The sequence below is a fragment of the Vagococcus acidifermentans genome (genome assembly GCF_003987655.1).
Taxonomy (GTDB): domain Bacteria; phylum Bacillota; class Bacilli; order Lactobacillales; family Vagococcaceae; genus Vagococcus_B; species Vagococcus_B acidifermentans.
Window position 1 is genome coordinate 97015 of the sequence record NZ_NGKC01000003.1, and the last position, 12783, is coordinate 109797.

General features: G+C 43.9%; 13 protein-coding genes. 6 read left to right on the plus strand and 7 right to left on the minus strand.

Annotated elements, in window-relative coordinates; genetic code table 11:
- Window positions 1-70: 70 nt before the first annotated feature.
- The 4 genes from CBF27_RS03925 to CBF27_RS03940 all read right to left on the minus strand — a co-directional run bounded on the left by CBF27_RS03925 (window position 71) and on the right by CBF27_RS03940 (window position 2628).
- A complete protein-coding gene (locus CBF27_RS03925; protein ID WP_342774785.1) occupies window positions 71-481 on the minus strand; it encodes a DUF1622 domain-containing protein in 411 nt (136 codons plus the stop codon).
- Window positions 482-557: 76 nt separating this feature from the next.
- Window positions 558-1178, minus strand: a complete 621-nt coding sequence (locus CBF27_RS03930; RefSeq protein WP_245985944.1) for a pentapeptide repeat-containing protein — start codon at window positions 1176-1178, stop codon at window positions 558-560.
- Window positions 1179-1296: 118 nt separating this feature from the next.
- Window positions 1297-1800, minus strand: coding sequence for a ClbS/DfsB family four-helix bundle protein (locus CBF27_RS03935; RefSeq protein WP_126812645.1), 504 nt, complete (start codon window positions 1798-1800; stop codon window positions 1297-1299).
- Window positions 1801-1803: 3 nt separating this feature from the next.
- Window positions 1804-2628 (minus strand): MerR family transcriptional regulator, encoded by an 825-nt coding sequence (locus CBF27_RS03940; protein ID WP_126812647.1) that lies wholly within the window; start codon window positions 2626-2628, stop codon window positions 1804-1806.
- Window positions 2629-2897: 269 nt separating this feature from the next.
- Between CBF27_RS03940 and CBF27_RS03945 the strand changes: the two genes are divergently transcribed.
- From CBF27_RS03945 to CBF27_RS03955, 3 genes are all read left to right on the plus strand, one after another.
- Window positions 2898-3674 carry an MBL fold metallo-hydrolase gene (locus tag CBF27_RS03945; protein ID WP_126812649.1) on the plus strand — a complete coding sequence of 259 codons (777 nt, stop codon included), beginning with the start codon at window positions 2898-2900 and terminating at the stop codon, window positions 3672-3674.
- Between the two features lie 21 nt (window positions 3675-3695).
- Window positions 3696-3995 (plus strand): nucleoside triphosphate pyrophosphohydrolase family protein, encoded by a 300-nt coding sequence (locus tag CBF27_RS03950; protein WP_126812651.1) that lies wholly within the window; start codon window positions 3696-3698, stop codon window positions 3993-3995.
- A gap of 131 nt (window positions 3996-4126) precedes the next feature.
- On the plus strand, window positions 4127-5068 hold the full coding sequence (locus CBF27_RS03955; protein ID WP_126812653.1) for a Rossmann-fold NAD(P)-binding domain-containing protein: 942 nt from the start codon (window positions 4127-4129) through the stop codon (window positions 5066-5068).
- A 75-nt stretch (window positions 5069-5143) separates the two neighbouring features.
- Here CBF27_RS03955 and CBF27_RS03960 read toward each other — a convergent pair whose 3' ends face one another.
- The 3 genes from CBF27_RS03960 to CBF27_RS03970 all read right to left on the minus strand — a co-directional run bounded on the left by CBF27_RS03960 (window position 5144) and on the right by CBF27_RS03970 (window position 9846).
- Window positions 5144-6817: a hypothetical protein gene (locus CBF27_RS03960; RefSeq protein WP_126812656.1), complete on the minus strand. Its 1674-nt coding sequence runs from the start codon at window positions 6815-6817 to the stop codon at window positions 5144-5146.
- 37 nt (window positions 6818-6854) lie between these two features.
- The gene (locus tag CBF27_RS03965; protein ID WP_148112276.1) at window positions 6855-7070 is read right to left on the minus strand and encodes a hypothetical protein; all 216 of its coding nucleotides are present in this window, start codon (window positions 7068-7070) and stop codon (window positions 6855-6857) included.
- A 121-nt stretch (window positions 7071-7191) separates the two neighbouring features.
- The gene (locus tag CBF27_RS03970; protein WP_126812660.1) at window positions 7192-9846 is read right to left on the minus strand and encodes an adhesive domain-containing protein; all 2655 of its coding nucleotides are present in this window, start codon (window positions 9844-9846) and stop codon (window positions 7192-7194) included.
- Window positions 9847-10652: 806 nt separating this feature from the next.
- Between CBF27_RS03970 and CBF27_RS03980 the strand changes: the two genes are divergently transcribed.
- From CBF27_RS03980 to CBF27_RS03990, 3 genes are read left to right on the plus strand one after another with little or no spacing between them, the layout of a single operon-like run.
- Entirely contained in the window at window positions 10653-10967 is a 315-nt protein-coding gene (locus tag CBF27_RS03980) for a YdcP family protein (protein WP_000420682.1), read from the plus strand.
- 15 nt (window positions 10968-10982) lie between these two features.
- Entirely contained in the window at window positions 10983-11369 is a 387-nt protein-coding gene (locus CBF27_RS03985; RefSeq protein WP_000985015.1) for a YdcP family protein, read from the plus strand.
- 28 nt (window positions 11370-11397) lie between these two features.
- A complete protein-coding gene (locus CBF27_RS03990) occupies window positions 11398-12783 on the plus strand; it encodes an FtsK/SpoIIIE domain-containing protein (protein ID WP_000813488.1) in 1386 nt (461 codons plus the stop codon).

The following is a 12783-nucleotide window of genomic DNA, read 5'->3' on the forward strand; positions in this document are numbered from 1 at the left end:
ACAGCTGTCGGCTGATGATATTGTTTAATAATAAAAATTAATCCTCTTACGCGATGATGCGTCGAGAGGATTAGTCAGTTTTTCGTTTAGCGTGTTCTTTGTCGAAAGCTAAGTCGACATCAATCTCTGTTTCCCGGATTTCTTTGTTCAAGAAATAGGAAATCAGTGTTCTAATCACAACGACCGCAGCAAGTTTGAAGATGTCGGCGGCGGTTGGATTAATGATTGATTCGATAATATCCGCGGCAATTAAAATCTCCAAGCTTAACAGGACATAGCTGCCGAAATAATTTTTGATATAAGTGGTTTTTTGTGCCAGCTGCAGACGGTTTTTGGTCGACAGCTGGGTCCTGAAAAAGTCATAGGCAACAATTATCAGTCCCCACATCAAAATCAGAATAGAAAAGATGTGCAGAATAAAAATAAAAAAATGAAACACTGGTAATACCCAAGCGAACAGCTGAGCGGTCAATTCTTCCAAACCAATCTCCTCCTTGTTTGTATTGTAACAGGAGAATCCGGTGATGACTATCTTTTTTTGCTGACAATCAGCCAGCTTACATATAGCCCATTGCTTCTTCGCGAGTCATATAAAAGTGGAGGCCGCCAGTCGAGTCCACCCAGCGGTCCGGATTAAAATAATGGGCATAACTGGTTTCACCGACACGATAAACAAAGTTAGGGTCGACATAAGCAAAGGCCTCGTTATAACTTTTGCTGAAATCATAACTTTTAATCCACAGTACTTTTGCTTTATCACAGCGGCAGGCGAGACCCGTGGCCGATACGCGCCGGGCGTCCGCAGGTATCAGCAGTTTGACAAGGCGGTAATCGAAGCAGACTTTGTAGCCGATGAATGCTCCTTTTTCCGGGCAGCGCAGCGCAAAATACTGCGTGTTGTCATCAGAGATAATCTGTTCCAGATTGGCATGTTCAAGAAGTGATGCGAACATGTTTGCACCGGAAATATCGGCATAAGACAAGTTGCAGCCTCTTAAATCAGCACCGGAAAAATCAACATTCCTTAAAACAGCATGGGAAAAATTGCAATCCACACAGAGACTATTGGAAAAATCAGCATTGCTCAAATCAGTATGGGAAAAATCAAGATGCTCCAACTGAGCATTTTTGTAATCGGCCCCTTGCAGCGAACGTTCCTTTACGGCTGTCTGAATCATGGTCATGTCACTCCTTCATGGCTTGTCTATATGTTAAAACAATCACATGTCATATATATTATACTACAAATTCGCCAAAAAGGAGAAAGGAACAGTACAGCCGCATTTTCACGTCACGTTACAGTTCTTTTTTAAACCGTTTGATTTTCTTGATGGCCCAATCATAATGACTTGACGTGGAAGAAACCATATAAGAACCCAGTGATGTGGTTCCTGTCCATGAAAAATATTTTTTCGTGAACAGTTCTTCGGTGCTGTAGTCGTCAATCAGGTCAAGTACTTCGTGATGACTTGACTTGACCAGTTGTTTTGCTTGAACTAGCGGTGTATGCTGATGCTGTTTCCAAAACTGCAGGTTCATTTCACCGTAATTGCGCCAGTTGTACGGGGCAGGAAAGAAAGGACGGGCGCGTCCGTTTTGATTGGCATCAACCCAATTCAAAAGCAATCGATGCCATTCGTAAAGGTGGACGAGCACATCACGGATAGTACGATCCCGGTCATCAAAGGGAAAAATCTGTTCCTGATTTTCCAAAGGGATGCTGTCTATCAGGTCGGTCATTTTTTCAAAATTCGTTTGTGCAGCTTGCAGCAAGTCCTGTTTAGTTTGAGGTCGCGCCAAGGTCTATTCATCTCCTCTTTGTTTGATAGTGATACAGGCTTCTGTAATCCAATTTTTCGGCTCGGAATCTTGAGCAGGTGAGACATGGGAAATATTAAACATAGGCCCATACAGCTGATAGTCATTGTCTTCGACCCAGTGGGCGAGAGCCTCCATCACCAGGGGCATCTGTTCAAAACCGCCGTGAAAGGTCACAGATGCAACTGTGACAGGAGGGACATGTTTAAAAACAACTTCTTCTGTGCTCTGTTGAAGGGCAGCAACAGAGCTTTGCACCTCAATATCGATTTGGTCGTCCTTGTATTCTTCATCATGGTAAACAGTGATACCTAATGGCGGTTGAGCAAGTGCTACTTGAAGTGCCAGCGAGGCATGATATAATTCTTGCCATAATAACGCTTCGTGTGATTCGTCAGGCACTACACGGCGAATACTCATCACATCTCGGGCGGCAAGCTCTTTGCAGACAACATTGTAGGACATGCTGTCGCTGTTTTTAGCGACCAAAGTCTGCATTGATTCCAGCATTTTTGCCTGAGTGGTCACTCGGGCCAACTCTTCCGTCAACTGAGCGCGTCTGATGGCAATGTATGATTGAATCTCAGATAAGTGAGTCGCTGTCATCAGCGGCTTGATTTCAGATAAAGAAAATCCTAATTCCTGCAGCTTTTTGATCTTTCCTATTTCTTTCAAACTGCCGGCAGAGTAATAACGATAGCCCGTGTCTGTATCAATATTGTCCGGCTGCAGCAAGTCAATTTGTTCATAGTATCTCAGCATTCTAACGCTAGTATGAGATAATTTAGAAAAGTGTCCAATTTTAAACATAGTTATCCTCCTAACAACAGGTTTTTCTTTAGTATAAACTATGACACAGTGTCAGAGTAAAACATTTTTATTGTCATTGTTTCATTGATAAAAAATGCTGTTATTTTTGAACGTGTTTTTTTTCAAGGACACTGTTGTTTTTTGTGCATAAATGAAAGTTGTCTGTTACAATTAATTAAGGAGCAGCGGGTTTTTCCAGCAGAGAATGGCAAAGCCTTCTTCTTTTTTATAGACTGCAACTTGGTAAGAAAATGGGAGGGTCGTTCTTTTTGAAAAACAGTGAATGGTTTAAAGTTGAACCAATTGATACACACACTTGGGCGATTAGCGAAAATTCGCATTGGGAACAACCAAGAAGTTATTTATTGACCGGTTCCGAACGGGCATTGCTGATTGACTCGGGTACCGGGATTGGCAGTATTCGTCAAATTGTAAGCGGTTTGACACGTCTGCCTGTTTTGGTGACCAGTACGCATGTTCATTGGGACCATATCGGCGGCCATGACGAATTCTCAGATATCGCGGTTTTTGAAGAGGAAGTCCCGTGGCTGACGGGTCACTTCCCTTTAACACTGGCTGCGGTCAAACATGAACTGCTGAAAGAGCCGTTTGTCCCGCCGGAAGGATTTGATATTGATACGTATCAACTGCCTTGCTGCGACAAACAGACATTGCAGATGTTTAGCGACAACGCATGTATCGAGCTTGGGGGGTGGCAAATACGGGTGATTCATACACCGGGTCATTCGCCTGGACATGTTTGTTTTTATGAAGAGGAGCGGGGGTATTTATTTACTGGAGATTTGATTTACCGAGGAAAACTTGATGTTTATTACCCTTCAACCAATCCGCAAGATTTTAGCCGTTCTGTTCGCAAAATTGCCAAGCTGCCGGTATCCTGTGTATTTCCCGGGCATTTTGATACGTGCTTGCCCTCAGGAATCATTCAAGATGTTCTATCAGCCGTTAACCAGCTCGAACTAAAAGGCCTGCTTAGCCAGGGGAGCGGCCAGCATATATTTGAGCAGTTTACGATTCATTTTTAGTGCAGTGAAAGGAGGTATGATGTGAACAAATCAGACTATTTAACACTGGTTGCGATAGAAGAATGTGCCGAAATCCAACAGGCACTGTCAAAGGCTGTGAGATTCGGGTTTGATGATCATCACCCTGACCGTCCGGATAAAACGAACGAGGATGACGTGCTGCATGAATTTTATCAGCTGACAGCAATGATTGAGGAACTCCAGCGTCAACACATCATCAGAAAACCAACCGACGAAGCGATTCGCCGCATCAAAGAACAAAAACTTTCCAAAGTCTCTCACTATATGGACTATTCACGCCAACAGGGCAGACTCGACTAGCTTTTTCGCTCAACTTAACTCGTCAGTCCGCCATCCAATGCTGATTCAACACACAGCATCAGTCACATTGATTTGTTACAATCACGCAAAAGTCAGTCAACAAGCAGCCGCACAATATGGGAGGAATAAAGATGAAATTAGGGATGATAAAATCTAATTTTCCAAATGAGCGCCGTATTCCGCTACTTCCTGAGGACATCAGGGACTTTGAGAACGAGCTATTGATTGAAACGGGATTCGGCGAGTTCATGGATATTGCTGATACCGACTATGAGCAAGCCGGGTGCCGGATAATGAGCCGTGAGGAGATTTTCAGCCGGGCGGATGGCATCTTTTCGCTAAAATTGATTCAACCGACAGATTACGCGTTGATCCGTCCGGGTCAGATCATCATCGGCTGGACACATCCGTTAGGCTCGGGCAAACCGTTTATGGAGGAGCAGGCTTACCCGAAAGATTTGGTAGTGGTCGATTTAGACAATCGTTTCCCGCAAATTTTTTACCATGATAAAATGATTCGCGCCGACTGGATACCTGCCAACGCGGTCTATCAAAACAGTTTTTACGCCGGATTCGCCGGTGTTCTTCACGCTTTTTTGAGTTATGGCCTGATTCCTGACGACAACACACGCGTTGCCATTTTGGGTTCTGGCAATGTGGCACAAGGCGCCTTTCACGGTGTTTCGAAATTTACCAGTAATGTGAAACTCTATTATCGCAGGACATTGCCGGATTTTGAAAAGAAGGCGCCAAGTTACGATATGATTATCAACGGCATCGAAGTTGGCAGCTGGGGCAAACCCATCATGACCAAAGCCCAGCAAAAAACACTGAAAAAAGGTGCATTTGTCATTGACGTTGCCGCCGATGCAGGCAATGCAATTGAAGGTACTCGGTTCACCACGCTTGATGAGCCGATTTACAAAGAAGACGGCGTGTATTATTTTGTTGTCCCTAATACACCGGCGCTTGCCTATCGCAACGTCAGCAAAGTATTGAGCAGACAGTTCAGCAAGTACATTTTCAAGAAGAGTATTGCCGTATTTAAAGAAGTCGCACACGATAACCTGTAAACAAATATACCCTGATTTCCATCCAAATTATGTTAGGTGGAAATCAAGGTATATTGCCGTTAAGGGGATGCCTGTTCATTTGTCGGTCTTCTCATCGGAAATGAGCGAAAAGTTGATCAGGCCGGACAAAAAGTGTTCGGCATCGTCAATTCGCATCCTGAAGCGGTCATGACGGGCAAAAAAACCGCTGACGATTTGGTCGGGTTTTTTAAAGAACATTGCCAACTCCGGCCACATGATGCCTGTCCGCAGCTCATGAACAACCCGTTTCCTCATCACTTGCTGAAGTTTTTCAATCTGCTCTTCTGACACCAGTTCCGCGTGATAAGGCTGTTTTTTTAATGAGCCGACCATCCTGACGGCCGCAACGAGCAGCTCCAGCATCGTCGGATAAGCAGTGTCGCGATGTTCAATAAATTTCAAGTTGTTAAAGGCATTTTTTAATCCAAATTCAAAGTATTCAGGCTGCGGGTCGATGTGGATGAGTTCATTAACGGAATAACTTAACCAGTGGTCGTGGTACTTTTCGTAGCCGTTCTCAATAAACCGGTTCATGAGACGTTTGCCTGTTTCCAGTAATTGCGGATTTTCGGTAATAGCGAATGCTCTGAGCAGGCTGAATAGTGCTTCCCCATCATAGTAAATAATTCTAAACGTCTCTTTAACTGTCAAATCGCTGTGCAAGACATGGGTGGTATTTCCGTCTTCATCTATAAATTGTTGACACATGCCGGCTGTCAGTGATTCCATTTGCTGGACAAATTGCTTTCGCCCCGTCAGCTCCTCAAATTTAGCCAGGGCCAGAATGGCAGTTGCCTGGGCGCCAAGTTTCAATTCTTTGCTTTTTTTCAGTTGCTCGGTGACGTAAAGGCGGCCGTCAATTGTTTCGGTCAAATGTTCCAGCCCCCAAACCAGACTTTTTTCCGCAGATGTTAAAAAGTCTGCGTTCCCGGTGAATTGTGCTGTTTCCAGTAACGCATAAGCTGATGAAAAATGCCGCACACTATTATATCCCGGAAGATTCAGATGATAAGCGGGGTAGTAGCCGAAAATAAATTTTCCTGACGGTGTCAGCTGATTGGCTAAATACGTTCCCCCTTGACGAATAGCCAGTTCGAGTTCATTTTGAAAATCATGTTCCGATATTTGCCGGATGCCTCTGCCGAACTGGACTGCCGGGCCATCTAAAAATAATACATCGGAAGAAAGGAATGCCGCGCGGGTTTTGAAAAAAGTCCAATTGTCATCAACATACTTTTCTGGATTCAGGATGATTCGGTTATATTTCTTTCTAATATATTGCCGCAAGTTTTGCTGATTCAGCTGTAAATTTGGCTTGTTTTTTCCAACGATGTGCGAAGCATCAGGTGTCAACAATGCATTTCCCGCAATTTCTTCTTCCAGAAACTGACAACTGCCGTCTTCTTTAAATGAAATCCCGTAGGAAAAATAATTGTTTCTCTTTACCTTGCTTATCTGGTCAAGCGCTTCCTGTCGGGAATACGTCTGTTTTGCGACAATCATGTCGATTCTCACCCATTTTGGCATGTGATGATACTTCATCAAGTGACGTTCCACTTTGTACCAGGCAGCATCAAAAGTTTGAGCGGATGTCTGCCAAACACTCGCGCGAGCCGGGCCATTCGTATAAGACAGAAAAAAAGTGACATCTGTTAAGTTGGTTTTGAGTTGCTCTTCCTGAAAAAAAGTTTGTAACGTTTGAAGATTATCCCTTCCTTGTTTATCCATCACTATTCACTCCAGTATAATCATAAAAATTATTCATTTACCACCGGCCGCGTTTGGCGCCGGTCGAATCTTTCAAACGTCTAGTGGTTTTGTTGATTCTATCCGGGGAATCATCTGTATCCGTTTCCCAAGGGTACTTGCCGTTGTCATCTTTTGAGAACATCGTTTGCAGCACATCGTCATCTGCTGTATCTTTTTTTTCTTTAGAGGTCAGTTTGCGAGTGATTATTTTGAAACAAATCAAACAAGTCATTAGGAAAAAAATGAAAAATTTTATCATTATTGGTGATACTAGCATGTTTATTCGCCTCTTTAGATAGTTTTTAAGAAGAGTTTGTCAGAGAGAAGCCTCCCTGACAAACTAAACCGTCGCTTTATTTTTTCTTTTTCCTGAAAATGCCAGCCAGGCCAGTCAGAAGTGACCCAAAACCGAGAGCTGACAGCATTGTCGCAGCAGAATCATTTAGTTTTGGCAAGTAATTGCCTTTAACTAGGGAATAACCGCCAGATGGTTTTGCCAAGTTGGTAGGTTTGTTTTTATCAGCATCCGCATCGGCATCGGCGTCCGCGTCGGCATCGGCGTCCGCATCCGCATCGGCATCCGAATCAGCGTCCGCATCGGCATCCGCATCCGCATCGGCATCTGCGTCAGCATCCGCATCCGCGTCAGCATCCGCATCGGCATCCGCGTCAGCATCGGCATCCGCGTCGGCATCGGCATCCGCATCGGCGTCGGCATCGGCATCCGCATCAGCATCAGCATCTGCGTCCGCATCCGCGTCGGCGTCAGCATCTGCATCCGCATCGGCATCGGCGTCAGCGTCGGCATCCGCATCTGCATCCGCATCTGCATCCGCATCCGCATCGGCGTCAGCATCGGCATCCGCGTCGGCATCTGCATCCGCATCGGCATCGGCATCCGCATCAGCATCCGCATCGGCATCCGCATCAGCATCCGCATCGGCATCTGCATCGGCATCCGCATCGGCGTCAGCATCCGCATCTGCATCGGCATCAGCGTCGGCATCTGCGTCTGCATCAGCGTCCGCATCAGCGTCAGCATCGGCGTCGGCATCAGCGTCAGCATCCGCATCAGCGTCGGCATCGGCATCAGCGTCGGCATCGGCATCGGCATCGGCATCTGCATCCGCGTCGGCATCCGCATCGGCATCCGCATCTGCATCCGCATCGGCGTCGGCGTCAGCATCAGCATCCGCGTCCGCATCTGCATCCGCATCGGCGTCAGCATCCGCATCGGCGTCAGCGTCCGCATCGGCGTCAGCGTCCGCATCGGCGTCAGCGTCCGCATCGGCGTCCGCATCAGCATCCGCATCAGCGTCGGCATCGGCATCAGCATCAGCATCCGCATCAGCGTCGGCATCGGCATCAGCGTCGGCATCGGCATCGGCATCGGCATCCGCGTCAGCATCGGCATCGGCATCCGCATCCGCGTCCGCATCCGCATCCGCGTCCGCATCCGCATCCGCATCAGCGTCCGCGTCCGCATCGGCATCCGCATCGGCGTCAGCATCAGCATCCGCGTCAGCATCTGCATCTGCATCGGCATCCGCGTCGGCATCCGCATCGGCGTCCGCGTCCGCATCCGCATCGGCATCCGCATCTGCATCCGCGTCAGCATCCGCGTCGGCATCCGCATCGGCATCCGCATCGGCATCCGCATCTGCATCAGCTTCTTCATCATCCGGGATAATCGCTTCTACATCAGGGCTGACATTATTTTGGTCATCTCTGGAATTAACAGTCACTTCTTCGAGCGGTGCAACTTTTCCAGGAGGCAAAGTAATGATATAATTTCCGTTTTCATCAGATTGTCCAGTACCGATAACTTCGCCGTCGCTGTTTTTAATTTCCACCGTAACATTTGGGTCGGCAACACCGGTCACAGTGTAACCATCTGTAGAATTGCCTGTGATTGTGACTGTAGGGGGAGTCAGAGCTGCTCTGGCGGCGAACCAGATAGATGTTCTGCCGTCCGCATCGGCAAAAATTGACAAATCCACTAAATCATCTTTTACAACAGTTCCAGGAAAAACAGCTTCATATGGTTGCGATGTGTCGATACCTGCATTTTCCAAATCTTCAAAAGTCGGGTCTTGAACAATAGTCGGCATGGTCACGGTTGTGTCACCCAAAACAGCAGCATCCAGAACTTCATTAAATAGTTGTCCGCCAACTCCGGCAGCGCCAACGGCTACATCAATTGTAGTATTAATGGTAGCCTTGACGGGTAGAAGTGCAGTGTTGATAGCTGCTGCAACAGGAATCGAAATTATATCGCTGCCTTCTGCTTCAAGACTATTGACGGCATTTTGCAAGCCAGTTAAAATGTCGACAATATTTTGTGAAACCACCAGCCCTAAACCATCATCTATCACGGCATAAATACTTTTCCCATCTGGTGAGAGTACTTGTTCAGCTGTAAATTCAGCTTGTCCGATATTGGATAGATTGTCCAGTAGTGCCAGCTGTTCCAACACTTCATCAGTATTAAGAGTGACACCTGTCATGTTTCCTAAAGCACCATTAGCAATTTCATTTAATAATTCAGTAAGTTCTTCAACGGCAGTTATGACATTTTGTACCAACTGCATGTTATCCAATCTGAGTGTGACACTAGTATCGATCAGCGCTTCGCCGTTAGGCTTAACAAGTCCGGCCATTGGTGCCGGGATATTTAGTACAGCTGCTTTTCTGCCAGCCAGTACTAGTGAGGCACCTGCTAATTCAGTTCCTGAAATAGTGAAATCAACGTTGTGAGAGGCTCCGGCGATAGGAAAAGGAGCTGCTGCTGATGTGCCGCTGGAGTTTGACACTTCTAAATTAGTAAGTATCTCACCATCAATAACAGCAGCTTTAGCAACAATAGGTGTCTGATTAAAAATAGTAGTGCTCACTACATTTGAAAGAGCCAGACCGGATGACAAAGCAAGGGACAAAGTAAGCGCCCGTTTGACATTTTTCTTTAACGCTTTTTGGTTCATTTGAGTTTTATAGTCTACTTTTTTCATAAGTTTCTCCTTGTATTTTTTGCACGTAGAGTCTGGACAAATGAGAAAAGCGGCAGTCGCATGTGTTTAGAGCGGCGAGGCATGTGATTAAAAAGGGACAAGTCAAAAAATAAATCAAGACAAAAATTTATTTAAAAAATGAAAATATTTCTTTTCATAATTTCATTATATAAAAAAATAAGTTTTTTTATTTGTATTCTAAATCAAAATAATCTACTTTTAAAAAAACATTATTGTCTATTTTTCGTAAGGTTTAAACAATGTTGATTTACAGTTAATTTTCATAAAATCAACATTTTTTAATAACGTATTTTATTATTAATAAATAAGCAATTATGTGTTTTTGTAATATATAAAACACGTTGTTTAATTAGTTGAATAGTGAAAATGAATTTTTTAAAGATTAAATCCGGGGCTTTTTAATGTGAATTATCCGCTAAACTTGTGTGTTTTGATGTTTTTTTTATTATAAAAATAGCATAAAAATCTAGTTATCCGCATAAAAACTGGACTTATCACACTTTATCAAGGTCAAAACCACTCAATTTACTACTAATTTACTACTTATGAATGAGCTTTGATACGACGATTTATCCTTGAAAAGTGAAGATATAAAGATACTTCCAATAAAATTTGAATATTTAATAGGTAGACACTTCAAAAAATGAGGTGTCTATTTTTTTACCCGATTTTGAAAGGAAGTGAACTTATGAAAACAAAAAATCAAGAATCAAAAGGTCGTTCCCCACTCTTTAAGACCATCAAACATTCATTCAGCCAATAAAAAAGAAAGGATAGGTAAAAATATGGAACTTAAATTTGTGATTCCCAACATGGAAAAAACATTCGGCAATTTAGAATTTGCTGGCGAGGATAAAGTCGTTCAGCGAAGAATCAACGGACGGCTAACTGTCTTATCAAGAAGCTATAATCTCTATTCTGATGTTCAAAGAGCAGATGATATTGTGGTGGTGCTTCCTGCTGAAGCTGGCGAAAAACATTTCGGCTTTGAGGAACGTGTGAAGTTAGTCAATCCACGTATTACCGCAGAGGGCTACAAAATCGGCACTCGTGGTTTTACAAATTACCTTTTACATGCTGACGACATGATAAAAGAATAAAGAAAGAGAGGAAAAATGATGAGATTAGCAAATGGCATTGTATTAGATAAAGACACGACTTTTGGAGAATTGAAATTCTCTGCTCTACGTCGTGAAGTGAGAATCCAAAATGAAGACGGGTCGGTTTCAGATGAAATCAAGGAACGTACCTATGACTTAAAATCCAAAGGACAAGGACGCATGATTCAAGTAAGTATTCCTGCCAGCGTGCCTTTGAAAGAGTTTGATTATAACGCACGGGTGGAACTTATCAATCCCATTGCGGACACCGTTGCTACTGCCACCTATCAAGGAGCAGATGTTGACTGGTATATCAAGGCAGACGATATTGTGCTGACAAAGGATTCTAGTTCATTCAAAGCTCAACCACAAGCAAAGAAAGAACCGACACAAGACAAATAGTCGCTAGGTAGAAAGGAGACTTTTTCGCATGAAACAGCGTGGTAAAAGGATTCGCCCATCTGGTAAAGATTTAGTCTTTCATTTTACGATAGCGTCACTCCTGCCTGTTTTCCTGCTGGTTGTCGGACTGTTTCATGTGAAGACAATCCAGCAGATCAACTGGCAGGATTTTAACCTATCACAAGCAGATAAGATTGACATTCCCTATTTAATTATCAGTTTCAGTGTCGCAATTCTTATCTGCTTGCTGGTAGCGTTTGTATTCAAACGGGTTCGCTATGATACGGTTAAACAACTTTACCACCGTCAAAAACTGGCAAAGATGATACTTGAAAACAAGTGGTATGAATCTGAACAGGTCAAAACAGAGGGTTTCTTTAAAGATAGTGCTGGTCGTACAAAGGAAAAGATAACCTACTTCCCTAAAATGTATTATCGACTTAAAAATGGCTTGATACAGATACGGGTGGAAATCACGCTGGGAAAATATCAAGACCAACTCTTACACTTGGAAAAGAAATTAGAGAGTGGCTTGTACTGTGAGCTGACGGATAAAGAGTTAAAGGATTCCTATGTGGAATATACTTTGCTCTATGACACCATAGCCAGTCGTATTTCTATTGATGAAGTAGAAGCTAAAGATGGTAAACTTCGCTTAATGAAAAACGTATGGTGGGAATATGATAAGCTCCCTCATATGTTGATTGCTGGTGGTACAGGTGGCGGTAAAACTTACTTTATACTGACACTGATTGAAGCCTTGCTTCATACAGATTCAAAACTGTATATTCTTGACCCGAAAAATGCTGATCTTGCGGACTTAGGTTCTGTGATGGCAAATGTCTACTATAGAAAAGAAGACTTGCTTTCTTGCATTGAAACATTCTATGAAGAAATGATGAAACGTAGTGAGGAAATGAAGCAGATGAAGAACTATAAGACTGGCAAAAATTATGCTTACTTAGGTCTCCCGGCACACTTCTTAATCTTTGATGAATACGTCGCTTTCATGGAAATGCTGGGAACAAAAGAAAACACCGCAGTTATGAATAAGCTGAAACAGATTGTCATGTTAGGTCGTCAAGCTGGCTTCTTTCTAATACTGGCTTGTCAACGTCCAGACGCAAAATATTTAGGCGACGGAATCCGTGATCAGTTTAATTTCAGAGTGGCTTTAGGTCGTATGTCTGAAATGGGCTATGGCATGATGTTTGGCAGTGACGTACAAAAGGATTTCTTCTTAAAGCGAATCAAAGGTCGTGGCTATGTTGATGTAGGAACAAGTGTCATATCAGAGTTTTATACTCCCCTTGTACCAAAAGGATATGATTTCTTGGAGGAAATTAAAAAGTTATCCAACAGCAGACAGTCCACGCAGGCGACGTGCGAAGCGGAAGTCGCAGGTGTGGACTGA

Excerpts from the sequence above, each read along its gene's own strand:
- CBF27_RS03930 (WP_245985944.1), bottom strand. The coding sequence starts at position 1,178 with ATGATTCAGACAGCCGTAAAGGAACGTTCGCTGCAAGGGGCCGATTAC.
- CBF27_RS03940 (WP_126812647.1), bottom strand. The coding sequence starts at position 2,628 with ATGTTTAAAATTGGACACTTTTCTAAATTATCTCATACTAGCGTTAGA.
- CBF27_RS03955 (WP_126812653.1), top strand. The coding sequence starts at position 4,127 with ATGAAATTAGGGATGATAAAATCTAATTTTCCAAATGAGCGCCGTATT.
- CBF27_RS03960 (WP_126812656.1), bottom strand. The coding sequence starts at position 6,817 with ATGGATAAACAAGGAAGGGATAATCTTCAAACGTTACAAACTTTTTTT.
- CBF27_RS03965 (WP_148112276.1), bottom strand. The coding sequence starts at position 7,070 with ATGACTTGTTTGATTTGTTTCAAAATAATCACTCGCAAACTGACCTCT.
- CBF27_RS03970 (WP_126812660.1), bottom strand. The coding sequence starts at position 9,846 with ATGAAAAAAGTAGACTATAAAACTCAAATGAACCAAAAAGCGTTAAAG.
- CBF27_RS03980 (WP_000420682.1), top strand. The coding sequence starts at position 10,653 with ATGGAACTTAAATTTGTGATTCCCAACATGGAAAAAACATTCGGCAAT.
- CBF27_RS03985 (WP_000985015.1), top strand. The coding sequence starts at position 10,983 with ATGATGAGATTAGCAAATGGCATTGTATTAGATAAAGACACGACTTTT.
- CBF27_RS03990 (WP_000813488.1), top strand. The coding sequence starts at position 11,398 with ATGAAACAGCGTGGTAAAAGGATTCGCCCATCTGGTAAAGATTTAGTC.